This is a genomic window from Halorussus sp. MSC15.2, assembly GCF_010747475.1.
Classification (GTDB): domain Archaea; phylum Halobacteriota; class Halobacteria; order Halobacteriales; family Haladaptataceae; genus Halorussus.
The window spans coordinates 52,737-74,081 of sequence record NZ_VSLZ01000010.1; the positions used below are offsets into that span (position 1 = coordinate 52,737).

The following is a 21,345-nucleotide window of genomic DNA, read 5'->3' on the forward strand; positions in this document are numbered from 1 at the left end:
GAATTCATTCCGCATTGTGCGGAATGGCGCGACATATCCGAAGTATAATCGCCGCTGTACCTCAACGTCGTCGTGACTGGGGTGTGAGTTGTGACGGTGAGTGTACGCTATACTCTTAATGACCTCCACTTGAATCCGAACGTCGGAATATTCCGGCACGGTATCACTTTCGACTATGTACGTAGTCAATAGTGTCTTACCTTTATTTAATTAATAATCATCTGACGTGGGATATGAATCTCGATATGAGGTGATGACATTATGCGGCGATAACGACGTGAACCGGTTAGAGACGTGCGTGTACAGCAAGATATCCATGATTGGCATCATCTGCCTATACTCTCCCCACGTCGTTCTATTGCTTCAAATATTAGTTTTAGACTTATAAATTATCTATAAAAGAAACACTTAAGTATAATTTCAAACTACCTAATTCTATGTCGCAAGAAAGCGACGGTCGCAAGAATAGCGTGAACCGACGAACGTTCATTTCTAGTGCCGTTGGTGTAAGTGCAACAGCTCTCGGGACCGGTGTAGTAAGTGCTAATCCAGGGGGTAAGAAGGACCTCGCGGCTGCCTTCAATACTATGATCAACCGACATGGAACCCCGAACGAGAAAGGGGTGGCAGTCGTCAAAGACGGTCAAGTTGTGTATACTGATGGCAAACCACCGAGTAGCCTACCTCAGTCTGTTGGAAGCCCCAGCATCGGCACGGCATATGTGTTTGACGATGGTTTCGAAACGGAGTACTGGTGTGCTCTGGAACCCACTGGAAACAAGTGGAAAGCGTCACTCAACGGTGACAAATACCGGCTCTTGTTCACCAAGGATGACCAGGCGGCGTTGTCGAAAAAGATGGAGGCCAACGAGGTCTCAACGAAATCGCGAGATGTGACTACGAGTTCGACAGCTGATATCAACCTCACCCAAGGTAACAACACGACTGTTTCCCCAAGCACGTTATCCAATGGGGACACGGACAGCAACGTGGTCGTAGCTGGAGGTACGAGTGAGGACTATGACCCCAGCGCACGTGAAGGATACGCAGACGCCAAGGTGTTCGCTGGTGGCTCATCCATGTCTGAGGCAGAGATTTGGATGACCGTGTCGAGCGACGACTCTGGTGGCGTTGAGTGCACGGTCGGTGGCACTTGGTCTGGCTCAATGGTCGCTACGCCTGGGACCTCTTCCAGTGGTGAGGTTTCGGTGTTCATCCGCGAGGCTGGTAGTGGACAGGACATCGATACTGCTAACATTCTGTCCCATAATGCCCCAGTGTATGGGGACTACTGGCAGAAAATGAGCTCCTACGAAAGTTGGAGTGGTAGTGGAGATAATGACAACACGGTGTTTGCAAACCTCGACAGTTATACGACGTACGAGGTTGGGATTCGACTCCGCTGTGAGTCCGCAGCACTTAACGTTTCGTCGTTCCCTGGATCGGTCAGATCGGACTTCTACCGTAAGGACGAGCCGCTGGACCCGACTCAGAAACGGAAATTCGCCTCTCTTGATAGCATCGAATTCGCATGGCCCAATGCCTAAATCCACATGTCGATCCGAAATGATCATCCGTACCTGATCGCTGGGATTATCGTTTACGCCTTGGTGATCGCGATATCCATGCTGAGTGTTGTTGCCCTTCCAGATCCTACAAGTGTAGTTTGGGTTCTGGTCGGACTATCGGTCCTCGGCGTGCCTACCACCTACGTAGTCGGACAGCGGTTCTCGTAGGTCAGCGGTGGGCCCACCGAAGTCAATAAAAGCACAGCATAAGCATGTCATCGTAGTGGTTCCGCGAGTAGGGTACTTAGATTATAAAATAAAAGTTTTGTAGTATATTTAATTAATATTTCATATGAATATTATAGAAGGGCAAAATAATACCTCACAGTAGCCTGTCGACGACATTTGAAGAGATGGCACTAGCTACGGCGTAATCACCCATCGTCTATGAAAAACGGTAATCCCGGAACAGTGACACCGAGAAGTTTGGTCTCTCCAACTCGCCTCTGCCAGCAGTTTGACATGTAGAGTCGAACCCTTTCTAAGGGACACTACACCGCGGTACACTTTTTGACGACGGATGCGAACACTAGAACGGACATCACGGTGCTAACTAAAAAGTGCTTTCAGCCCTATCCGGATGAGAGTTCCCGATACAGTTCATAACTTCCTCAATCACTCAGCGTTCCACCATCCTTACTGAGTCGATGGCTGGCTCCAGTCAAGCCAGAAGGCTACTGGGTACGCGATCAGGAACGCTCCCAACCAAATCAGTATGGTCTGCACCGTCGGATACAGCGCGCCGATGTACCCGTCACCAACTCCGACGACCGCGGAAGCCGCAATCACGACTACCAACGAAACGAACGTAAACACTGTCAACTGTCGATATGAAGGTGAGTACGAACTGTTGACCAGCACCCCGGCCACTACAGCGACAACAAGCGTTGAAAGTACCCCCAGCGTCGGCGGCGTCGGACTGACCGCTCGTTTCACCACCATTCTGACGGCAATGCCAATCGAATATTGGAGGATCAACAGATAGACGAGAGCACGTCCCATCTGCCGGATATACCCTGACAACGCCGTCAGACCTCCTGTCTCCGGGTCGCTCACGACTTTGTCTCCTCGAAGCCATACGCACGAAACGACCGTCCAACCTGGGCGTAAATCAAGACTGCCCGTGAACGGTCCGAGTGGCAGGATACGACGCAGTCGCGTCACGACGGCGAACATGCGACGTTCCTCTACGACGAAGGTGGACGTGGCGTTCATGACGAAAATCGTCTTATGACGCTTCTTGAGGACCCAGACGACATGTGGCTAGTGCCCGCGATTGCACTCCAGCAATACAGCGAGGAGACCACAACTGACAGCCACCAACGCGAGCGACCGAACAGGAGGCACCTCGAGTGTCGTGAGTGCGACCGTGGTACGAGGCACCGATTCCTCAACTTCGAGACCGTTCCAGACGACGAGTGGAGTGGTCAACCAATGTGGGAGTGTCACGTCTGCGGAATGCCTCGATATGGGCCAGAACCCAAAGTGGGCAAGTAGGCGAGATGGTAATCTTAGTAGTAGTTAGTAGTACGGTTTCTTTGTTCAATTTGTAGTCCGTAACTGTCTCAGTAGTTTTGCTCAATACATGGTGAATAGTTAGTGTTGCGCCAATTATATTTTTGAGGGGCATATATTGCGGATATGTCCCTCACTATCAGTCAAGTAGACGAGATTGAACACTGGACAGGGAGACTCTTGGCGATTGCTGGCGTCCTGATACTTATTGAAGCTGCCAGCGGTGCCATTAATGAGAGTTTACGGGAGGTTCCGTTTGCATGGCTTCTCACGTCAATTCCGTTCGGAATCGGCTTTGTCTTACTCCCGCTTGTGCTGCTTAGGTCGTATCAGTTCCTCTCGGACCGTACACCGACATCGGCTGTCATCGGGGTTGCCCTCGTGGCGGCACTTCCGGTTGGGACCGTCGTCATAGTAGCGTGGGCTGTCGCGGCTGACGCCAGTGGTATCGTCCCCGACGTAACCGTCCTGCCGGTCAGAATCGATACTGTCTTCTTCACGCTCTTGGCCGTCTTCGCGGGTGGCATTGCGACGTTCGGACTCTCTTTGCTTCGGTACGACCGAACCCGACTGCTCGGTGGGGCGTTACTGATGTTTGGATCGGCCTGGAACCTCCCGCTGGTCGTCGTGGGACTATCGGGAGTGTATCCAGGGTTGCTTTCGCCTCTTTTCGTCGCCTCAGTGGCGACAACAATGATAGCAATCGGCTACTGCTTCCCACTAGTCGAACCTGAGAGTCAATGAGAACAGACGTTGTGCTGTACTTATCCGGTAAATTTTGCACGCCATTTGTGACAAATTCTATAGACAGCCAGTCGTGTCATACGTCGCTTCCCTAAATCGAGCGTCGATTGCATAGGCGATTCTGAGTAAAGAAATTATGCTACCCTCTACTGTTAACCAACGGACGAGCACGAATTTCAGCGTTTGTTGGTTAACTTCAGTCCAATCCACAACTCCTTCCTGATTGGACGATGGCCGCCTGTGTTTTTTCTGCGCCGGCGATGAGTGCCGGCGCACTAAGCAGTAGCGTAGAATAGAGTCGTGTGCGTCGGCAGACCGAAGTGAGAACCAATGCATATGGTCATTTACTCGCTGGTAGAGGCATCGACACGAGACGAAGCACTCGCAACTGGAAAGACGGTATTCGACCGACTCGTCGGGGCTAACCCACATGCAGATGCTGTGTTCGACTATTACGTGACGTTCGACGAGTCGGGCACGTCAGTCGCTGGGAAAGCCCGGTGGGGCGACTTGCCAGTAGCAGCGCCCGTCAACTCCGAGGAGGGCGAGGAACTGCTAGAACGTGGGTGGGACGCAACCGAGGACGAGTTCCAGCGGAATCTTGACCGTGTCCGGGACGCACTTGAAGAACTCAGCGACGAGGAGATCATGCGCGACGACGGGCTCGCTCGGCATGCGTTCCACCAAGTCGGCGCATACGACGGCCCCACCATCTTCCTGTACGACGAACACGGGAGCGGTATTCGGCATCGAGACCAGCTTGACCGCATCCTCGACGAGGGCGAGAATCTCTGGATTGTCCCAGCAGACGTTCACTACTGAGCGCCCGAGTTAGCCAGGGAACGTGACGGAGTGATCGCGGTGAGTTTTTCGTTCTCCCTGAGGGGTGCATGAAGTCCGAGTTACTGTGGAGCAACCTACGAATCGATATTCGAGTAGTGGCGGCTAAAACGAACTCCGAAATCGGCATTTGTAAACTAAAGCCGAAGACTCTTATATACTGCTTTAGTATTTCTTACCAAATGATGGGGGAAGCGTATCTTCGAGTCCTCGACGCAGTGACCGAGGACCAATCGATTACAGCCCTTCACGAGCAAACGGGTTATAGCATGGGCCGCGTCCACGAAGTGGTCGAAGAGTTAGAGCAGAACGGCCTCGTCGTGACGAAACGCGGAAATCGCAATCGCAGAGTAGTTTCGGCCACCGAAACAGCCGTCTTCCGCGCCTACCGGCGACTCCAAAGCCAACACTCCCATATCGATTTCCCGGAACTCCTCTCTCGACGCACTCTCCATGTCTGCTGGTTTCTGGATCAGCCACGGAAAGTGAGCGAGATTGCAGACCGACTTCCGATAACACGCCAGCGGATCTACCAACTCCTTGCACCACTGCAAGAGCGTGCAATGCTTACCAAAGACGGAACCCAGTACAAGATTGCAGACGACCTCACGGACCTCGTTGAATTCGCTCGGGCGTTCGTCGACCACGAACACGCACACCGAGTGCGAGAACACGCCCCGAGTGCGGTCGTTCTGTGGAGTACCCCCGCAGAAGCACTCGTGTCCGTCGAATCGAAACAGGACCGACAACAGCTCGTAGATACGGATGGCTGGGCAGTAACAGGGCTTGCACGGTACGAAGAGTACGGCCTCACCTTCTTTGGCGCGAACCAACCGCCGGTCTTCTACTCCGAGCTCGCCACCGAGATTACCGTCGAACAACTCGTCTGTCACACCCTCGTCGCCAAGACCGACAGTCGGCGGACAAGCTACGCACTTCTCCTACTCACGACGACCGCATTTGATGAAAACCAACTCCGCACAGCTGCAATGGAATACGGCGTAACTGGACTCATCAAAGATATGCTTTCGTTCCTCCACGGTGAACCAACTAGCTCGGAGTACATCCCGAGTACACGTGATTTCGAGGCTCTTAAACAGCAATATGAGGTGACATCATGAGTCCGTTCAGTGGGCGTGAGGCGATCACCGAATTCCTCCAAGATGTAGATGACCAGCTTGACCAGAGCGTTGAGGTCTATCTCGTCGGTGGAAGCGCAATGACTGCACACCAGCTGAAGGATCAGACAAAAGACATCGACCTCGTGCTCGGCGTTTCTGAAGAATTCGAGCTCGTTCGAAATGCGCTCCTTGATATCGGATTTGTCGTCGAGAACGAGCCGACCTCGGAGTTCGAGGGTGTTGGACGGACATTAGAGTTGGCTGGTGAGACAGGAGTTCAGGTGGATTTGTTCGAGGAGCAAATCGTCGGGAAGCTTCGGCTCTCAACGGAGATGTGCGAACGCGCAGAGCGAATATACGGAGGAGAGTCAGTTGCTGGTTTCACGCTCTCAAAAGAGGATATGTTCCTCCTGAAAGGCGTCGCAGGTCGTGGATACGACCCCGAAGATATGCTCGCACTTGTGCGGTCTGGCCTGCAGTTTAGTGTCGTCGGAGAAGAGCTTGAGGCACAACTCCCGGTCAATACAGGGACTGTCGAGGCTCACCAACTATACAGCTACTCTCATCCCCTTATGACGTTTGAGCAGACAATTACGCGATTCGATGGGCTTCCCTCGGGATTCACCGACCGAGTCGAAGCACTCGCAGACCGTGCCTTCACCGAGCGGACCGTCATCGAACATCTCCAAACGGGCTCTCTGGAAATCGAGGTTCTGTATCGGGAAGTTACAGACAACGACGACTCCATTGACCGGCCAGAAACTGTCCGGAAGGCAGTCACCACTCTTGCTGAAAAGGGGATTGTCGAGCGGGATGGAGTGGACGTCTCGCTAGCCGAGGAGATCTCGCTTCCATAAACGCTAGGCCAGAAGCGACCGCGATGAGTTTTTCACCCCCTGAGGGGTGCGGGGGACTCGAAATAGTCCCTCGAATCGAACCATGAGTGGAACAACCGACTCGCAATCACTCGAACAGACACGGCCAAACCAGAAACAGGATATCGTCTACGTCGGCTACCGGCGGCGTGGACGCGCTGTTGTGGAAAAACAACCCGGTCAAGAGCGGGTGACACCAGAGCCGAGTCTCGAACTGGCGAACCACAGTCCCTCGGGCTTCAGTTGGGGATACGGTGGGAGTGGCCCGTCGCAACTTGCGCTTGCGCTTCTGCTGGACTACACCGGCGATGAAGACGTTGCGCTAGCCCACTACACCGCGTTCAAAAACCGGGTCGTGAGCCAGTCAGACTGCTCTCATCCTGAAGGGTACTGGCGACTCACCGGCACCGACATCGAAAACGCCCTTCATAAACTGTCCGACGACGCAGTCGCACCGTCTAACTGAACATCAAGTAGTGCAATCCCACCATGTCAGAACACAACTCACCGTCTCGTGCAAGCAACGAATCGAAAGTAACCAATGACGAATCGTCACCGACGGAGTACGTCGAGCGGAGCGACGTCGGTATTTCGCTCACCGTGAAACTCAAGCGGGGAACCGGGACGCGGGATGAAGACCAGATTAAGGCAAAGGTCAAATAGAAAACACTTGACGACGCCCGTGACGATATGGACGCACTTCGAGCGTACATTCGAGACCTCGCCGAGGAAACTCGTCAGATTCAACCAGCAGAGTGAGATAGACCGAGGCGTCCTATTGCTACCTTGTAACCCCTACAAATTTACAAAGAACACGGCGATTGCTGATTCTCCGAAATTTATCGGTTAGTGGTTATTTCAGGATTCATCTTCATCCGTCGTTTCGTTGATTTGAAGCTCAACGAGTTGGCCGGGTGGGAGGTCAGTCTCGCCTAAGACCTGCAAGAACGTCTGCCCATCCTCACTCAATACTCGTACTGTCACAGTCTCGGTCGCGTCCTCGGCGTCGAACTTCGACTCGATAGCGTCCAACCGAGTCAACACCGTCGATTCGAACGAATCCGTCTCCGGGTCCGACGAACTCGCCGCCGCTGGGTCGTCGCGTACGTCTTCAGTCGTTGCGGGGTGTGACTGTCGATTTTCAGTCGAAGCAGACGGGCCAATAGTTCGACCATCGTGGTCAGTCTCAATCGATTGAGTACAGAATTGGTCTCGAAATTCGTCAACGGCCACGCCTTCCGTCGCTACATCGATCGGCGTTCTCTCGGGAACTGGGAAATTCTCTCGGGTGGCAACAGGTTTGTCGCCAAGTGCCTGCCATTGTTGCATCCGAATCTTTTGGACGACTCTCTCGGTGAGCCAGCCCGGAGCAACCCATTCCCCCGACTCGTAGAGAGTATGCTCGTGAGCGTCGTTGGTGCCCCATGTGAAACACTCGTCGTAGCGCTTCTGGAACCGATTCAACTCCCCACCCGTCGCGTGCTTAATGACGATATGCTGTGGCGCTAGCTCCGCGACGGTCTCGTCGAGCGTCTCGGGCATCGGATGGTTGACGACTTCGAATGCGTGGGTGGTACACGACCCGCCGGAAGCAGGCTCAGCCCCGCCCGTCGTAAGTTGGACGAACACCGCAGAGGGGTCGTCCTCGATAGCCCCGAACAATCGCTTGGCACTCCCTCGAACAGGCTCGTCAGGACCACAAATCGTGATGACGCCCAAGTCCAGTACCTCCGACGGCTCAGAGAAAACCCGCTGTGATTCGACATTCGGCGTATCGAAGCTGAGGTCGTCCCAGAGTTTCGCGGTTTGACCAACGAGTCGAATCGGAAGTGTCCGGTCAAGCTCGTCGGCGAGGTGGCCGAGGAGCGTCGCGTAGTGAACGCCAGTTAGCGCGCTCGTTGCAACGACGACAGACGACCCTGCGAACCCGCGTTCGAGAATCGTTCGCAACGAATCGTTGAGGTGAGTCGTGTACTCGTCGGTCGTCGCAACGTTCATCAGGACGGCATCAATATCGACCGGCAAGGCCGTCTCCAGTCCGGGAAACCCCGCGCAGGGTCGAGTGGTGAAGTCGCCCGTTGCGAGGAGATACTGCATCTCGTCGTCGAATGTTGAGTTGGCACTCGCCTCGTCGTGGAACCGAATGACGAACCCAACGGCACCGGGTGTGTGCCCGACTGGAATTGGACGGACTTCGAGATTTGGTAGGATAGCGGTCCAGTCCTCGATTGGTTCGAGCGCGTCGAGTGCGTCCGAGACAGCTCCGAGGTCGTTGTGTTTCTGGGCTTCGGGGAGTGCGCGCTCGACAATCGTCGCTGTTGCGGGCGCAGTATAGATCGGAGCGTTGTGACGAACGTTGTCGCCAAGCGTTCGATAGTGGTCGATATGGCCGTGCGTGAGCAGTATCGCGTTAAGATATTCGTCATCAGCAGGTAATTCGTCTACATCGACACCTTCTCCAGCATCGATGAGGATGCACGCAGTCGTCCCGTCATTCGTGTGAAATCGCAAGAGGGTAGACTCATTGCCAGCGTAGACATTCGCATTCTGGTACGAGACATCCATCTATTTACAAGTATGGTAGGACCACCCGTACTTGAAAACCCAACAAAGAGTTCCTCCACTACGAGAATACTCTGTTTCGTCCCCCGAAATAGAGCCCCAGCATCGAAACTCGCGGAGGTCGCGCAGAAGTGAATCGGATTGAGACCGGCGATTACGATGTGTTTTTCGACCCCAGAAAGGGTGCGGGGATAGGATTCCCTGCCCGAGAAACATGGCAACACTCCAAGCAGCAACAACGTCGAACGGCGTCACCGTCATCGATGTACAGGCAGTTCGAGAACTCTGCGAATCATACTGTTTCGGAACGCTCGACTGGGAGGTTGACGACAACGACCGACTCTCGATTTGGGGCTACGACGCATTCGAGGTCTACGGGCGTCGAGAAAACGGCCTGCCCGACTACGAAGCAGGACAGCGGACCCACGAGTTCCTTCGAGCACTCGCAACGTATGTCGAGGAGGACGACGAACTCGATATTCAGACGGCCGGATTCACCAAGTGTCGATTCCCGGTGCTCGCCTCTCGATACGTCGTCCGGCATGGCGACGTCCTGCGAGCAGACCTTCGGACTCTTGAGCCAATTGAGGATTGAATGGTGGCGCGTCCTATCAAAACGGATGCTGTCGCTGAACCCGGTTGCGGGGTGTATCAGAGAAGGTATTTGTCGCTTCGATGGACGAGTTAGAGCCGGTCGGTTAGTTTTTCTGCCCCTGACGGGTGCGGGGCACTCGACTTCTCGATGCCTCACGACCACAATGACGACACCACTTGCAAGACTCAAGACGACGAGTAGAGTCAGGAAACGTGCCCAATACGAAGCCTTCGAGTTCGAACTTCGAGATGGCGATATCCGCGTTCGGAACGGGAGCTACGCCGACCCGGAGAATCACGAGTACACCGTCCGAATCGAGGACGACCTGCCGACGGCGTGTACGTGCCCGGCAGACGCAAAATACAGCGGGGCGTGCAAACACCGTGTTGCAGTTGCGCTCCGCCAACCCATTCTCGACGCCGTCCGCCACCATCAACTTCTCGCCGACGGTGGCGAGACTGTCCAGCCCTCAAACCAATCGCGCGACCACGAGAAGAACTCCGAAGAAGTAGCAGAAGCAGAGACAGACGAACTGGATTGCGACTGTGCGGACCTCTCCAGCGATTTTCCGTGTTGGGAGTGCTACCGAACTGGCCGACGTGATCTCCCCGAATAGCATGCCTCACGTTGAGACGACCTCGCTCCGTTCTGCCACGCTGTATCGAAGTACAATCAACAGCAGATTCCGAACTCTATGACTTCCCCCGAAAACACCAATGACGACGCTTCGCTCGCACGACTAACCATCACAGTTACGAACGCCAACCTTCCAGAGGACGAAGCCGAACAACAGGCACTCTGTGAGTCACTCGAAACGGCCGTCGGCAGCGTCCTCAACGAGACGCTCGGCGACGCCACGGCAGACATTGAAGCGATGCTCGGGCATACGTACACCTTGGTCAGTCCCATCTGTCCAGTGTGCGATAGGGCGCTCACGCTCAACGGCATCCATCTCGGTGAGGGTGCAGGTGCGTACGCGGTCGCACGGTGTTCAGCCGACTGTGGCTGGACCGGTGGCGGCGTGTTCAAACTCGTTGATCTCGATAGAAGCGTCGGCGATAACTACGAAAGCGAGGTCCTCACTGGTGGGATTCGACCGGAGCGCCAGCGGTACACCGACCGCGACTGCTAGTTCGGTCGCGCTCTTTCATCCGCATCTCGAAACACGTCTCATGTAGTCTTCCGGCGTAGAGTCCAAAAATCGCTCTCGGTTGTTTTTTCGTCGCCTCCGACAGGAGCGGAGGCGACAACAAGTGAGCAATGTCAGAGACGGCGAATCGAATGGACTCTCACCAGAACAACGACTTGAGCCGCGAAACATCCGGCTCATCGATCCAAGCATTGCGGCGATAGACGACATGGACACCTTCCGTGCCTGTGTCGCCTACGAAAACACCCACCAGAATCGTATCCAAATCCTCCGACGGCTCAAACGACGTGCAGAAGAAATTCGCGCAGAGCAGGCGTAACCCTCCGTCTCTCGGAGAGTTTTTTTTTCGAGCCTCTGGCGGGTGGAGGCTCGAAGAACATGAGTAATCAACCAGAAATCGAGATTCGGCACCAGACCGCGTTTGGAGACGACGGCCGACTCGAAGTCGTCGAAGAAAACATCGAACCTCCTTAGAGGACTTCGGCGCAGAGATCGACCACCGCGAGCGCGATTCTCGACTAGACCGGCCAGAGGCGGACCAGTTCGGCGTTGACGACCGTCCCGAAGTAGCGCGCTCGTCCGAGAGCGACCAGTCAACCCTGTTCGCCGATACCGCCGACGGCCAACGGACGCTCACAGGTGAGGAGGCGGCCACTCGGTGTCTTTTCGAGGGTTAACCAACAAGTACACTCCGCCACTCGGTCGTGTTGGTTAAGACCTGAAAGTGGAGTTTTTTCGCCCCCGATGGGTGCGGGGCACTTGCACTTCGTAAGTGTCAGCCGCACTTGGGATACATGTTACCGACGACAGATCCGCGGGTCACTTTCGACGAATCCGACACCCGCACCGACGAGATGCACAGCGCGATTGAAGCGTGGATTGACGACCTCGTCGCTTTCACTGACAAGGCAAAAGCCAGTCAGCAGTTCCAAGACTGTCTTGCTGTTCAATCCCAGTTCCACGACTACTCCCATCGGAACACGGTCCTCATCAATCTCCAGTATCCAGAGGCAACGAAGGTCGCAGGCTACAACACCTGGCGGAATGAGTTCGACCGGCACGTTCAGGAAGGCGAACAGGCCATCTGGATCTGGGCCCCGATCATCACGAAGCGGTGTCCCGAGTGCGAGAATTCGCCCAGCTATCACCAACAAAGTGACTGTGAGTACGACGAGACGCCGCCGGAGGAGTGGTCGAAAGGGCTTGTCGGCTTCAAGCCAACGACGGTCTTCGATGTGTCTCAGACCGATGGTGAGCCGCTTCCCGAACTGGAGACCGAGGCGACTGGCGACGCCGACGATCTCGTGCCTGCACTCAAAGATGGAACTGCTCAACTTGGCGTGACAGTTCGGATCGTCGATGCTGACGAATGGGAGCATGGCGACGCAACGGGCATCTGCAAATACCGGAGGAAGCGTGATCTCCAACCAGTCGTCGAGGCAAAAGCCCGCTCGAATCGGGCCGGTCTCGCTGTCACGCTGATTCACGAGTACGCCCACGCACTCCTCCATGCAGACATCACCGACGAGACCGAGCGGGCGAAACGCGAGGTCGAAGCAGAAGCCGTCGCATACATCGTTGGTCGGTACTGCGGGCTCGACACGAGTGGGTCGGCATTCTATCTCGCTGCATGGCAAGGCGATGACTCGGAGATAATCCAGGAGCGCCTCGGTCGAATCAGTTCGACCGCTCAGGAAATCATTGAGTCGCTTGAGGGGTAACGCCTGGGAACTACCTCGCTCTACTCGCTCCCTTTGGTCACTCCTTACGAGAGAAGGATAGCGCCTGTCGATTCAGCTAATGGCTGTCGCCTTTTTACGTCGTTGCACAAAATTAGATAGTGTCTGAAATGACGAAACAAGCTAACTCGCACTCTGGGCAAACTGGGTCGCGGGTTCGGAGAGTGTATTGCCGCATTCGACTAAGTAGAGACCTCGAGTTCGAGGCTCTGTAACACAGGACGAAATTGGTTTATAATGGAGTTTCGAGCAATGTTACAGCCGGTGCATTGAGTTGACGGAAATCCCTGAGACTGGTTTAACCAACAAAGCTATGCCCTTTCCACCCCGTGTTGGTTAACATAGAGTGGGTAACCATGTCCTACGAGCCACCGACACCCCCAGCTGAACTCCCCACCGACATTGTCGACACCCTCAACGACTCCTCGCCCGAGGTCCTTCGTCACGTCGCCAGTTATGCCGAGGAACTCGCTGAACACCGTGAGCGTGAAGCTCGTCTTGCCGAGAAAGAGAACGAGGATGATATCGAAGAACAACTGGACGATCTCCCAGAGGACGTCCCATCGAAGGCGACGATTACGACCAAGGAGATTAACGGCAATCGCTACTACTATTGGCAGTGGCGGGACGGAGACAAAATCCGTTCGCAGTACAAAGGTCCAGTTGAGTCGGAGAACTAGTCTTCGTTTTGGTTAGTAGGAATAGAATATGATGCGTTACTGGAAATGGTATATTCCGAGAGATGAAGACCTGTCAGTATCCGACCTTAAGGTAAACAGACGTTGGTGTCCAACCGCCAGGGATGGCAATACCGTTCGACGAGAAGACACGGTCAGTCCTGGTGGGTGAACAGGAGCACGTCGTCGTCCACGGTCGTCACGCAGAGATCGAGGACCTTGCTCAGTTCGAGGCTATCGTACTCTCCCTCGCAGACGACCAGATCGTCGAACGGTCGGTCGCAGGCCGGACACGAGATGCTGACCGTGTTCCGGTACGTGTTCACGGTGCCTGCCGATTCGTGGGGCGTTAGTGACGAAACGAGTTCGCTGAATTCACTCTCGTTCATTCTGTGCCACCGCAGACGTGTAGAACCGGGATGATTCTATTGCTCAGACAGTTACTACAATACGGCTTCCCGGAATCGACTCAGAGTCGTCTACGTACGACCCCCAACAGGCGTGTGCCCTAATCCGCTAACGAAGCCGCTTACTCCTTGGCGGCCTGACAGGCTTTAACGACAAGCTCTGGGTCATCGAGCAGTTGGTTGACGGTGTAGCCGCCCTTGCCTTTGCCGCGGCCACGGCGGTCCTGATCGATGATCGAGAGGAACTCCAGTTCCGAGAGAATGTCTCGAACACGGCGCTGTTTTAACGGGGAGAGACCGTCCTGTTCACAGAGCTGGCGGTACATCTCATAAATGTCCGTGTTGGGAATCTCCGGAGTCTCTTCGGCAGCCTGTTGGGCCTGGAATGCAAGCGCGAGCAGGACCTGCTGGGAGTGTGGTGGCGATTTGGAGATGAGTTCCGAGAGTCGATTCTGCTCTTCGCGTTCTTGAGCCTCTTCGACATGGTCTTCGTTGACGGTGCTGTCGCCGTGCTTTTCAGCGATCTCACCGGCAAACCGGAGGATATCGATGGCCTTCCGAGCGTCACCGTGTTCACGAGCGGCGAGCGCTGCGACCTTCGGAATAACGCCATCTTCGATGACACCGTCGGCAAAGGCGTCACTACGTGCTTCGAGAATCTGACGGAGTTGCGTCGCGTCGTATGGGGGGAAGACGTAATCAACTTCGCAGAGGCTGCTTTTGACGCGTTCGTTCAGTTTCTCCTTGTATCGAATCTTGTTCGAGATTGCGATGGTGGCGACTTTGCTTTGCTGGAGTTTCTCCGATTCCGCTGCGCGTGAGAGTTGCATAAGAACGGAGTCGTTTTCGAGTTTGTCCACCTCGTCAAGGATGATGATGGCGACGTCGTAGGTTTCGTCGATGACGTTCCAGAGGCGCTTGTAGTAGGCGGCGGTCGAGATACCAGTCTCTGGAATGGAGATGCCAGTTTGGTCCGGATGGTTGAGTTGAGTGCCCGCATTGCGAACAGCCTGGGTTTCGGTGGAGTCCTGAAGGCAGTCAACGTAGGCGTAGCCAACGCGGACATTGTTATTAGACGCCTCCCGTATGAGTTGGCGGCTAATGAACTTGGAGCAGAGGGACTTGCCGGTGCCGGTTTTCCCGTAGAGGAAGACGTTGTTCGGCGTGTTACCGTTGAGTGCCGGGCGGAGAGCTCGTCCGAGATTCTTGAGTTCCTCCTCCCGTCCAATGATGTCGTCGTCGTCCTCGGGGAGGTGAGATATCTGGAGAAGTTCCTTGTTTTCGAAAATTGGATCATCCCCAAAGTAGTCGATAGAGCTCGACATTCTTGTTTAAGATGCTTGGTGGAATCGTATATCAAGATTGGGATTCAGTTGCACCGGTTTGCCGCTGTATGCCCCCCTCGTTGCCGCTGTAAAATCAAGAATTGAGGAACAGTACGCCTAATGTGCAGGTCCCCCACCCCTCGTTGCCGCTGTAAGACCCCAGAATTCCGCTGTAACCGTCGGTTTGTCATTCATCAGAATACCAAGTTCAGAGAGAAACCGGACACTCACCCCTCGTTGCCGCTGTAAGAACACGCAACAACCACCTTCCGAGAGTTATCCGAATAGCATCTCATCGGCTCCGATAACTCGACGTTTTCTCTTATTGCAGACGGATAGCAAAAATTTTGACGGTTAACTCTGATAAACAGGCACACCCCTCGTTGCCGCTGTAAACAGTAGCACTATCCGGCATGAGCCGCACGGTCGTTTATAGAAGGTATTGCCAGTTGTAGCAGGGCAAAAATGTTCGATAGTGTGTTGCTTGAATAAGTATCCGGTCGTCGCTTCGGCGAGACTAATGGCGACCAAAGGTCGCTGTCTGATTGCGACTCGTTTAATGAACTATAACACAATATTACTATATAAAACTAACGTACAGTAATGTAGTTGGAGTTAGGCGAAAATTTGCGTCGGTCGTGTTTCTCAGGAAGTCCCCCGTCCTCATTGAGTTTACAGCGGCAACGAGGGGTGTCTCTCCGACCGCGTTCCGTCCCAACGCGAAACTCCACCTTCAATATCTCTCAGCGGCATACTCTCTAAGCGAACATCCGTCCGCTCCCACCGCCAACATTCAAGCGTAACTGTCTCTCTGAGCAGGTCTAAGAGTAGCGCAAATCACTAGCTCCTCAACCTGCTCGTTTTTCAAATTGCCCTAACAAGGCAGGACCAATAGAACATAACAGTTACTTACTGTATGTTTTGTCGGATACTCCACTATTGCCAGTAAAATTGGAAGACAAGCCGCTGTTAAGTGAAACTAGGAATAGTAGCTCTCACATTAGTTAGTCACCTCGATTAGAATATTTATTGGCAATACCAGAGTGGATACTGGACAAACTGGCCTACCGGTCAGCGTTTTACTGGCAAAAGTGGAGAGGTTACTGGCACTACTGGTTCCGATGGTTTTGCACACCGATGACTCGCATCTAGACCAGAGCGCCAGTGACAGCGCCATAGGACACCGCACGGCGAGTCCACAACCCGGAGCGATGACGTATGCAGAGTTTTCGTCTTGAAACCTCCAGTGCGAGGCTGTCGTTGCAGGAACTCCCCATCGTTCAAAGCGGGCGAGAATGTCTGACATAGGACTGACCTACGTTAAAAGCAAGGCGACTGCCTTAACTACCGGTCGTAACCCCACTCGCGGAGCAGGTCGGCGACTTCAGCAGCGTGGTTTTCGTAAACCACCTGTAGTGCTGCCTCACGGGCGTCTGCTTTGTAGACGTTCGATGCGTTAAGTCGGTGCTCGAGATCGGCGATGAAGTCGTCTTCGAGATCTTGGACGTGTTCACGAAGGAAGAACGGGACTTGGTCGCGCCCCTCCTTTACTGTCTCACGGCGATAGTAATACGGGAGTTGCGTGTCTGACTGTTCACTCGTCGTCGTTTGGGTGTCGGTCGCGCCTGTATTATCGCTGGCTGTGGAGGGAGTCTCTGTCGATAGTTGAGAACGGTCGGCGTCGGGTGTGTCCGTAGTGTCGGAGTCCGTTGTATCGGCGGGCGTTGCTGTCTCGGCCGAATCTGCGGGGTCGTCAGCGAATGGGTCGCCGCCTGTGCCCTCTTTCATAGGTTACCACGCTCCTCGAGGAAATGGGCGAGGTCATGGATTCGGTTGAGCGTTTCATGTTCGTAGTCGCGGAGTTTGCGGACGTTGTCGGTGTCTTCAACGGCGAACGCAGATCCCTGAATCGACCAACACTTCTCGAAGAGTGATGAGCGCTTTCGGAGGGTGACGGGATTTGGGTATGGGAGGTCGTCCACTTTCTCGTGGATGGCTTGTTGGTCGTTGGTACCTTCGAACCGATTGACGACTGCGGCGAGGACGCCGACTTGGATGTCGAGTGTGTCTTCGATGCCAGCGACGACGGATTCGAGACCTTCGATGGATTCGCTGCCTTTCCCTGTCGGTTCGACTGGAATTACGAGTGAGCGTGTCGCGTAGATGGCGTTGTAGAGGTGTGGGCCGACTGTCGCTGGCGGGTCGACAATAAGGATGTCGTAGTTCTCGGGAATGTTGCTTTTTGCGAGGACGTGCTGGAGGCGGCCGAATTTACTGAACGATTCTCCGAGGTCTTCAGCGGTTTGGGCGGCACGATCGAGGAGGGAACCGAGGTCTTCGAGACGGTTGTGTGAGGGAAGAACGTCGAACCCTTCGGTTGTTTTGAAGAGGTTGTTTAGGTCGCCTTTTGGGCGGTCGATCATGTGGTGGACGAGTGTGTCGGCATCGCCATCAGCACGGTCTTCGTCGACGCCGAGTAAGTGGGAGAGACTGCCGTCTTGTGGGTCGAGGTCAACGACGAGTACGTCGTAGCCGTTATCGGCGTGTGCGCGGGCGAGGTTCGCGGAGAGGGTTGTTTTGCCGACGCCGCCTGCTTCGCTATACACTGCGTAGGTCAACATAAAAGGGGCGTCTCACCCTATAGTTATAAAACTACAGGATGAAACTACATCCTATAGCTATTCCAAGTAGCTATACTCTATAGCTATATTATGAAGTTATACTAAGAGGGAGAATACTGCATACTCTATCCAACGCATGATATAGCTATACTCTATAGCTATTCCACTCAGATATGGTTTAGAGTTATACTGAGTAGCGTATACTTAATAGAAATCTGTGATCATCACTGGCCGTAGCTACACCCCACCCATCGCCCCACTCAATAGCCATACCACATAGCTATACTCTATAACTATATCGTATAGCTACACTGCTTTCCTATTTTGTCTAAACGAGGATATCCGGGGTACTACTGTCTGTGGATAGTAGCGTGTTGTCGGATTCAACGTGCCCAGCTCAAGATAGTAAATGCACTGCAATATCCGTGAGCGTCGTTGGGGTCCTCGCCCGCTTATCAAGGTACGTAGTTATAACATACTACCGTCATCTGGCGATTTCGGGCACGTGGAATCGCCTTGTCGTTAACCCGTGAATAGCCAGAACCGTTGTCACCCGTGAAAACTGTAGTAAGTGAGTACTTCGTCAGGGATTTGAGTCTTGGTCCTTGCCGCTGGACGATGAAATGCATCAACTCCTCGTCCAGTAACTGCTCGTTCGACCTGATAACGGTGAGCCATGGCTGTTCCTCTCGGCCCAGCCTCATGACCGGTTGTGGTCGAAAAGGATTAATGAGGCGTGGAAGACCGGGTTCCATCCTAAGTACGCCGAAACCGGGCACCACGAAGTAGTGACGAGTCACTTCGGACGACACTGGTTCTCCAACTTCTGGCGTATCGACCAAGATTTCAACCATGAACTAGTCAAGTATATACGTAGAGACGCGATCGGCGACACAGCAGTCGACTACGGTGAATCGATTGACGTGTATCTCCATACGTACGACGACGACATCGAGGACATCTACCGAGAGAACGTCTTCAAGTTAGGTAACGCACCGTACTGAATTCAGCCATACACACATTCAACACACACTGGTTGAAGGTTCGATACTATATAGCACCCCAATGGATTCTCCTTTCGTATAGTAAGTTCCTTTCTCATATCCCCACACCGAGCGCATTCTTCTGTGTCCGCCGTTACAGCGAAGAATATTCTTCGGCGATGCGCTCTATCAATATCTTCTATGGGGGATGTCGCTAATTCAACTTGGTCAACAATATCGACACTCTTCTTGTTTCCTTTTCCTTGGTTACAAAACCTGCATAACACTTGAAAATTATCTAAGGAATTATCTCCAAAATGAGAGAGGGGCTCAATGTGATCTAATTCTGGTGCGGTTTGCTTCTGTGAATATTCATGTATTGGCTTATATTTATCTCTATTCTCAAAAGATTTTGAATTGTTTTCACTTCCTATCCTCACATTACAATTCTCACATCTATTTGATTGCTCTTTTAGGAGTTTCTTCTTGATCGTATCTGAATACGAGATGCTTCTGCTGCTTTCATCCCAGTCGTCCCAAAGTCGGCCCAAATTCTGTCCTAAACTCTTTGCGAGGGGCTTCTCTAAATCAAAATCCTGTTCCAAATACTCAATTATCATCTCGTAAGGCTCATCTTCTTCATCAAATTGTCCACTCACTAGCGCTTCGCCATTATGTTTCGCCAGAGCATCTCTCGGTGTCAGGTGTGCTGCTATTCGAAGGACTGACTCTCTTACTCTTTGGTGGTCGGTCAAAGAGAGATAGCGATCAAATGCGGCTAAATCATCTACTGAATAGTCAACGAGATCACCTCCAAGTTTCTCATGGAGACGAGAAAACACTTCATCACCTGACATTAGAACCCTTTGTTGAAAATTCGTAGCCTGGGGAGGCCCTTTTCATTAGTATCTGCTGCCTTTTCTAATTCTTCGCGGAAGTTCCGTCGATTTTCGCTGGTACTTAGACCACCGGTATTCCACTTGTCGCGGTAGAATTTTTCAGGAATATCATCAACTATGTTTTGTATCTCTTCAGTAAACACCTCATCATCTTCCAAAACGTATTCCCACAAAGAATCTCTGACATCTTCTTCGAGTTCGTCTAAGAATTCCTGCCTATTTTCCTGCTTATCTGCCAACTCTTCAAGGATGTATTCTTGGAGGACTCGCATAGGATCCTTCCGGAAAAATTGTTCAGGATATTCCTCCTCGAAATCTTCTTTTCCTTCTCTTGCGGCTTCTGCATCTTCCCAAAGATCAGCATAATGGTCCTTAATTGCAGACCAAAATGTGTAGAATTTCCCTATTCTGTAGGACACATCGTCCCATTCCTCTATATTTCCATAGAGGGCATCATGGCCTCCCTTCATCTCTACAAATCGGTTCATAAGCATATGCATATCTTTGAAATCAATAGCCCCTGTTTGCTCACCTACCTTCTCTTCGTAATTTATCATCTGGTGGAAAGGAGATCGCTCTTCCACATCGGCCATGTAAGGGTAACGCGCCTTATCAACATCTACCCCCGCCCTAAGAAGTCGATCCATTAGTTCATTAGACTCTTTCTCTGAAAGAGCAGTCGCAACTGTAATCAGAAGCTCTTCTTGAGAAATTGGTTCTGCCTTGTCATTAATTATATAGAAGTGATAGACCTGCTCTTTCTCTTCAAGACCAGGGATGAGAACTATCGGATAGCGAATTTCCTCTTGATACTTTTTTGCTCCAAATACTCTATGTTGACCATCAATAATCAACCCTGGTTTGTGTACTCTCTCAGCATATTCCTCCAGTAGGTCTTTTTTAGCCGGGTCTATCTGATTCCAATCATTTAGAGACTTCTTGAGTTCGCCAGTTTTTCTTGCTAAGTATGAAACAGGATCCTTACCGTTTCTATCCGACATCTCTTCCTCATCAACTTCATTCGCTGCATCGGACTCATCATCCTCACCAACCTGATCTACATACTCCTGCCCAGTCTCTTCAAGTCGATTATAAAGATTTTCATAGGCCTCCTCGAGCAATTCTTTGACTGTCCGCTCCGGTGGGGAAGAAATTGTTATGTCTACTCTATCCCCCTCTTGCTCTTCTATTTCAAGATATTCTTCATTGACAGTTACAAGAATAGCACCAGGAATTATATTAACATCTGTTGATAGAAAGTCTTTAATCTCTTCTAATCTGTGCTCCTTGAGTTGTCTTTGATACCCATTCATAAAGTCCGCATTAGAACGCGGAACTTCTGCCCAATCGGTCAACTTAGAGGCCCCAGAGGTTAGGACATAGAGGTCTGGTGCAGCATCATTCTCTCGGTGGTCCACGTCCAGACCGTGGTATTCCGTGGCTTCTCTATCGTCGTCTGGCATTATTAGTTAACTGGAAGAAAAAGCAATAAAAGTGTTTGGGTCCGCTGAATTACGATACTCAAGCAAACTTCATCCGCTAACTGCTAGCGAATCTTCGTTTCCGAGCATCCAGACCGTCTTTGAACAATTCTTCTGTAAACCAATTGTCCACAGACCAAAACCGCAAGAGATCGGAAGGAAGAAGTGCTCCGTCAGGGTTTTGAACCTGGTCTTTGCCGTGAGAGAGCAACAAACTGGTGAGCGACAAAATTAGGATGCTCC

The 21,345-nt window shown here is 52.7% G+C and carries 20 protein-coding genes and 2 pseudogenes; 14 read left to right on the forward strand and 8 right to left on the reverse strand.

Annotation, left to right across the window (positions count from 1 at the left end):
• The first annotated feature begins 437 nt into the window (after positions 1 to 437).
• A complete protein-coding gene (locus FXF75_RS21245; protein ID WP_163524068.1) occupies positions 438 to 1,547 on the forward strand; it encodes a hypothetical protein in 1,110 nt (369 codons plus the stop codon).
• A gap of 657 nt (positions 1,548 to 2,204) precedes the next feature.
• Here FXF75_RS21245 and FXF75_RS21250 read toward each other — a convergent pair.
• Positions 2,205 to 2,624: a hypothetical protein gene (locus FXF75_RS21250; protein WP_163524069.1), complete on the reverse strand. Its 420-nt coding sequence runs from the start codon at positions 2,622 to 2,624 to the stop codon at positions 2,205 to 2,207.
• Positions 2,625 to 3,209: 585 nt separating this feature from the next.
• On the opposite strand from FXF75_RS21250, the gene FXF75_RS21255 reads away from it, so the two are divergent.
• The 6 genes and pseudogenes from FXF75_RS21255 (at position 3,210) to FXF75_RS21280 (ending at position 7,422) form a co-directional block, all read left to right on the forward strand.
• Entirely contained in the window at positions 3,210 to 3,827 is a 618-nt protein-coding gene (locus tag FXF75_RS21255; protein WP_163524070.1) for a hypothetical protein, read from the forward strand.
• Between the two features lie 330 nt (positions 3,828 to 4,157).
• A complete protein-coding gene (locus FXF75_RS21260; protein ID WP_163524071.1) occupies positions 4,158 to 4,649 on the forward strand; it encodes a hypothetical protein in 492 nt (163 codons plus the stop codon).
• Positions 4,650 to 4,849: 200 nt separating this feature from the next.
• Positions 4,850 to 5,788, forward strand: a complete 939-nt coding sequence (locus tag FXF75_RS21265; protein WP_163524072.1) for a MarR family transcriptional regulator — start codon at positions 4,850 to 4,852, stop codon at positions 5,786 to 5,788.
• Positions 5,785 to 6,645 carry a hypothetical protein gene (locus FXF75_RS21270; RefSeq protein ID WP_163524073.1) on the forward strand — a complete coding sequence of 287 codons (861 nt, stop codon included), beginning with the start codon at positions 5,785 to 5,787 and terminating at the stop codon, positions 6,643 to 6,645. Before FXF75_RS21265 ends, FXF75_RS21270 begins: the two co-directional genes overlap by 4 nt.
• Before the next feature lie 82 nt (positions 6,646 to 6,727).
• On the forward strand, positions 6,728 to 7,129 hold the full coding sequence (locus tag FXF75_RS21275; RefSeq protein WP_163524074.1) for a DUF6166 domain-containing protein: 402 nt from the start codon (positions 6,728 to 6,730) through the stop codon (positions 7,127 to 7,129).
• Between the two features lie 23 nt (positions 7,130 to 7,152).
• Positions 7,153 to 7,422, forward strand: a pseudogene (locus FXF75_RS21280) (hypothetical protein).
• A gap of 99 nt (positions 7,423 to 7,521) precedes the next feature.
• On the opposite strand, the gene FXF75_RS21285 reads toward FXF75_RS21280, so the two are convergent.
• Positions 7,522 to 9,228 carry an MBL fold metallo-hydrolase gene (locus tag FXF75_RS21285; protein WP_163524075.1) on the reverse strand — a complete coding sequence of 569 codons (1,707 nt, stop codon included), beginning with the start codon at positions 9,226 to 9,228 and terminating at the stop codon, positions 7,522 to 7,524.
• A gap of 211 nt (positions 9,229 to 9,439) precedes the next feature.
• On the opposite strand from FXF75_RS21285, the gene FXF75_RS21290 reads away from it, so the two are divergent.
• The 7 genes and pseudogenes from FXF75_RS21290 to FXF75_RS21310 all read left to right on the forward strand — a co-directional run bounded on the left by FXF75_RS21290 (position 9,440) and on the right by FXF75_RS21310 (position 13,389).
• On the forward strand, positions 9,440 to 9,820 hold the full coding sequence (locus tag FXF75_RS21290; protein WP_163524076.1) for a hypothetical protein: 381 nt from the start codon (positions 9,440 to 9,442) through the stop codon (positions 9,818 to 9,820).
• A gap of 163 nt (positions 9,821 to 9,983) precedes the next feature.
• Positions 9,984 to 10,436 carry an SWIM zinc finger family protein gene (locus FXF75_RS21295; RefSeq protein WP_163524077.1) on the forward strand — a complete coding sequence of 151 codons (453 nt, stop codon included), beginning with the start codon at positions 9,984 to 9,986 and terminating at the stop codon, positions 10,434 to 10,436.
• A gap of 78 nt (positions 10,437 to 10,514) precedes the next feature.
• The gene (locus FXF75_RS21300) at positions 10,515 to 10,952 is read left to right on the forward strand and encodes a hypothetical protein (protein ID WP_163524078.1); all 438 of its coding nucleotides are present in this window, start codon (positions 10,515 to 10,517) and stop codon (positions 10,950 to 10,952) included.
• Between the two features lie 121 nt (positions 10,953 to 11,073).
• Positions 11,074 to 11,289 (forward strand): hypothetical protein, encoded by a 216-nt coding sequence (locus FXF75_RS23595; RefSeq protein WP_375335562.1) that lies wholly within the window; start codon positions 11,074 to 11,076, stop codon positions 11,287 to 11,289.
• Positions 11,290 to 11,348: 59 nt separating this feature from the next.
• Positions 11,349 to 11,647 (forward strand): annotated as a pseudogene (locus tag FXF75_RS23600) (hypothetical protein).
• Positions 11,648 to 11,764: 117 nt separating this feature from the next.
• The gene (locus FXF75_RS21305; RefSeq protein WP_163524079.1) at positions 11,765 to 12,691 is read left to right on the forward strand and encodes an ArdC-like ssDNA-binding domain-containing protein; all 927 of its coding nucleotides are present in this window, start codon (positions 11,765 to 11,767) and stop codon (positions 12,689 to 12,691) included.
• Positions 12,692 to 13,065: 374 nt separating this feature from the next.
• Entirely contained in the window at positions 13,066 to 13,389 is a 324-nt protein-coding gene (locus tag FXF75_RS21310) for a hypothetical protein (protein ID WP_163524080.1), read from the forward strand.
• 152 nt (positions 13,390 to 13,541) lie between these two features.
• On the opposite strand, the gene FXF75_RS21315 is transcribed toward FXF75_RS21310, so the two are convergent.
• From FXF75_RS21315 to FXF75_RS21340, 6 genes are all read right to left on the reverse strand, one after another.
• Positions 13,542 to 13,775: a hypothetical protein gene (locus FXF75_RS21315; protein WP_163524081.1), complete on the reverse strand. Its 234-nt coding sequence runs from the start codon at positions 13,773 to 13,775 to the stop codon at positions 13,542 to 13,544.
• Between the two features lie 140 nt (positions 13,776 to 13,915).
• Positions 13,916 to 15,118 carry an orc1/cdc6 family replication initiation protein gene (locus FXF75_RS21320; protein WP_135827256.1) on the reverse strand — a complete coding sequence of 401 codons (1,203 nt, stop codon included), beginning with the start codon at positions 15,116 to 15,118 and terminating at the stop codon, positions 13,916 to 13,918.
• 1,344 nt (positions 15,119 to 16,462) lie between these two features.
• Entirely contained in the window at positions 16,463 to 16,906 is a 444-nt protein-coding gene (locus FXF75_RS21325) for a hypothetical protein (protein WP_163524082.1), read from the reverse strand.
• Positions 16,903 to 17,739: a ParA family protein gene (locus FXF75_RS21330; RefSeq protein ID WP_163524083.1), complete on the reverse strand. Its 837-nt coding sequence runs from the start codon at positions 17,737 to 17,739 to the stop codon at positions 16,903 to 16,905. The genes FXF75_RS21325 and FXF75_RS21330 overlap by 4 nt, the downstream gene beginning before the upstream one ends.
• 1,006 nt (positions 17,740 to 18,745) lie before the next feature.
• On the reverse strand, positions 18,746 to 19,579 hold the full coding sequence (locus FXF75_RS21335; protein WP_163524084.1) for an HNH endonuclease: 834 nt from the start codon (positions 19,577 to 19,579) through the stop codon (positions 18,746 to 18,748).
• Complete coding sequence (locus FXF75_RS21340) at positions 19,579 to 21,084, reverse strand: hypothetical protein (protein WP_163524085.1); 1,506 nt, start codon at positions 21,082 to 21,084, stop codon at positions 19,579 to 19,581. The genes FXF75_RS21335 and FXF75_RS21340 overlap by 1 nt, the downstream gene beginning before the upstream one ends.
• Positions 21,085 to 21,345 lie beyond the last annotated feature (261 nt).

Bases quoted from the DNA above. Each gene is read 5' to 3' on its own strand.
- FXF75_RS21245 (WP_163524068.1), top strand. From the start codon at position 438: ATGTCGCAAGAAAGCGACGGTCGCAAGAATAGCGTGAACCGACGAACG.
- FXF75_RS21255 (WP_163524070.1), top strand. From the start codon at position 3,210: ATGTCCCTCACTATCAGTCAAGTAGACGAGATTGAACACTGGACAGGG.
- FXF75_RS21260 (WP_163524071.1), top strand. From the start codon at position 4,158: ATGCATATGGTCATTTACTCGCTGGTAGAGGCATCGACACGAGACGAA.
- FXF75_RS21265 (WP_163524072.1), top strand. From the start codon at position 4,850: ATGATGGGGGAAGCGTATCTTCGAGTCCTCGACGCAGTGACCGAGGAC.
- FXF75_RS21270 (WP_163524073.1), top strand. From the start codon at position 5,785: ATGAGTCCGTTCAGTGGGCGTGAGGCGATCACCGAATTCCTCCAAGAT.
- FXF75_RS21275 (WP_163524074.1), top strand. From the start codon at position 6,728: ATGAGTGGAACAACCGACTCGCAATCACTCGAACAGACACGGCCAAAC.
- FXF75_RS21285 (WP_163524075.1), bottom strand. From the start codon at position 9,228: ATGGATGTCTCGTACCAGAATGCGAATGTCTACGCTGGCAATGAGTCT.
- FXF75_RS21290 (WP_163524076.1), top strand. From the start codon at position 9,440: ATGGCAACACTCCAAGCAGCAACAACGTCGAACGGCGTCACCGTCATC.
- FXF75_RS21295 (WP_163524077.1), top strand. From the start codon at position 9,984: ATGACGACACCACTTGCAAGACTCAAGACGACGAGTAGAGTCAGGAAA.
- FXF75_RS21300 (WP_163524078.1), top strand. From the start codon at position 10,515: ATGACTTCCCCCGAAAACACCAATGACGACGCTTCGCTCGCACGACTA.
- FXF75_RS21305 (WP_163524079.1), top strand. From the start codon at position 11,765: ATGTTACCGACGACAGATCCGCGGGTCACTTTCGACGAATCCGACACC.
- FXF75_RS21310 (WP_163524080.1), top strand. From the start codon at position 13,066: ATGTCCTACGAGCCACCGACACCCCCAGCTGAACTCCCCACCGACATT.
- FXF75_RS21315 (WP_163524081.1), bottom strand. From the start codon at position 13,775: ATGAACGAGAGTGAATTCAGCGAACTCGTTTCGTCACTAACGCCCCAC.
- FXF75_RS21320 (WP_135827256.1), bottom strand. From the start codon at position 15,118: ATGTCGAGCTCTATCGACTACTTTGGGGATGATCCAATTTTCGAAAAC.
- FXF75_RS21325 (WP_163524082.1), bottom strand. From the start codon at position 16,906: ATGAAAGAGGGCACAGGCGGCGACCCATTCGCTGACGACCCCGCAGAT.
- FXF75_RS21330 (WP_163524083.1), bottom strand. From the start codon at position 17,739: ATGTTGACCTACGCAGTGTATAGCGAAGCAGGCGGCGTCGGCAAAACA.
- FXF75_RS21335 (WP_163524084.1), bottom strand. From the start codon at position 19,579: ATGTCAGGTGATGAAGTGTTTTCTCGTCTCCATGAGAAACTTGGAGGT.
- FXF75_RS21340 (WP_163524085.1), bottom strand. From the start codon at position 21,084: ATGCCAGACGACGATAGAGAAGCCACGGAATACCACGGTCTGGACGTG.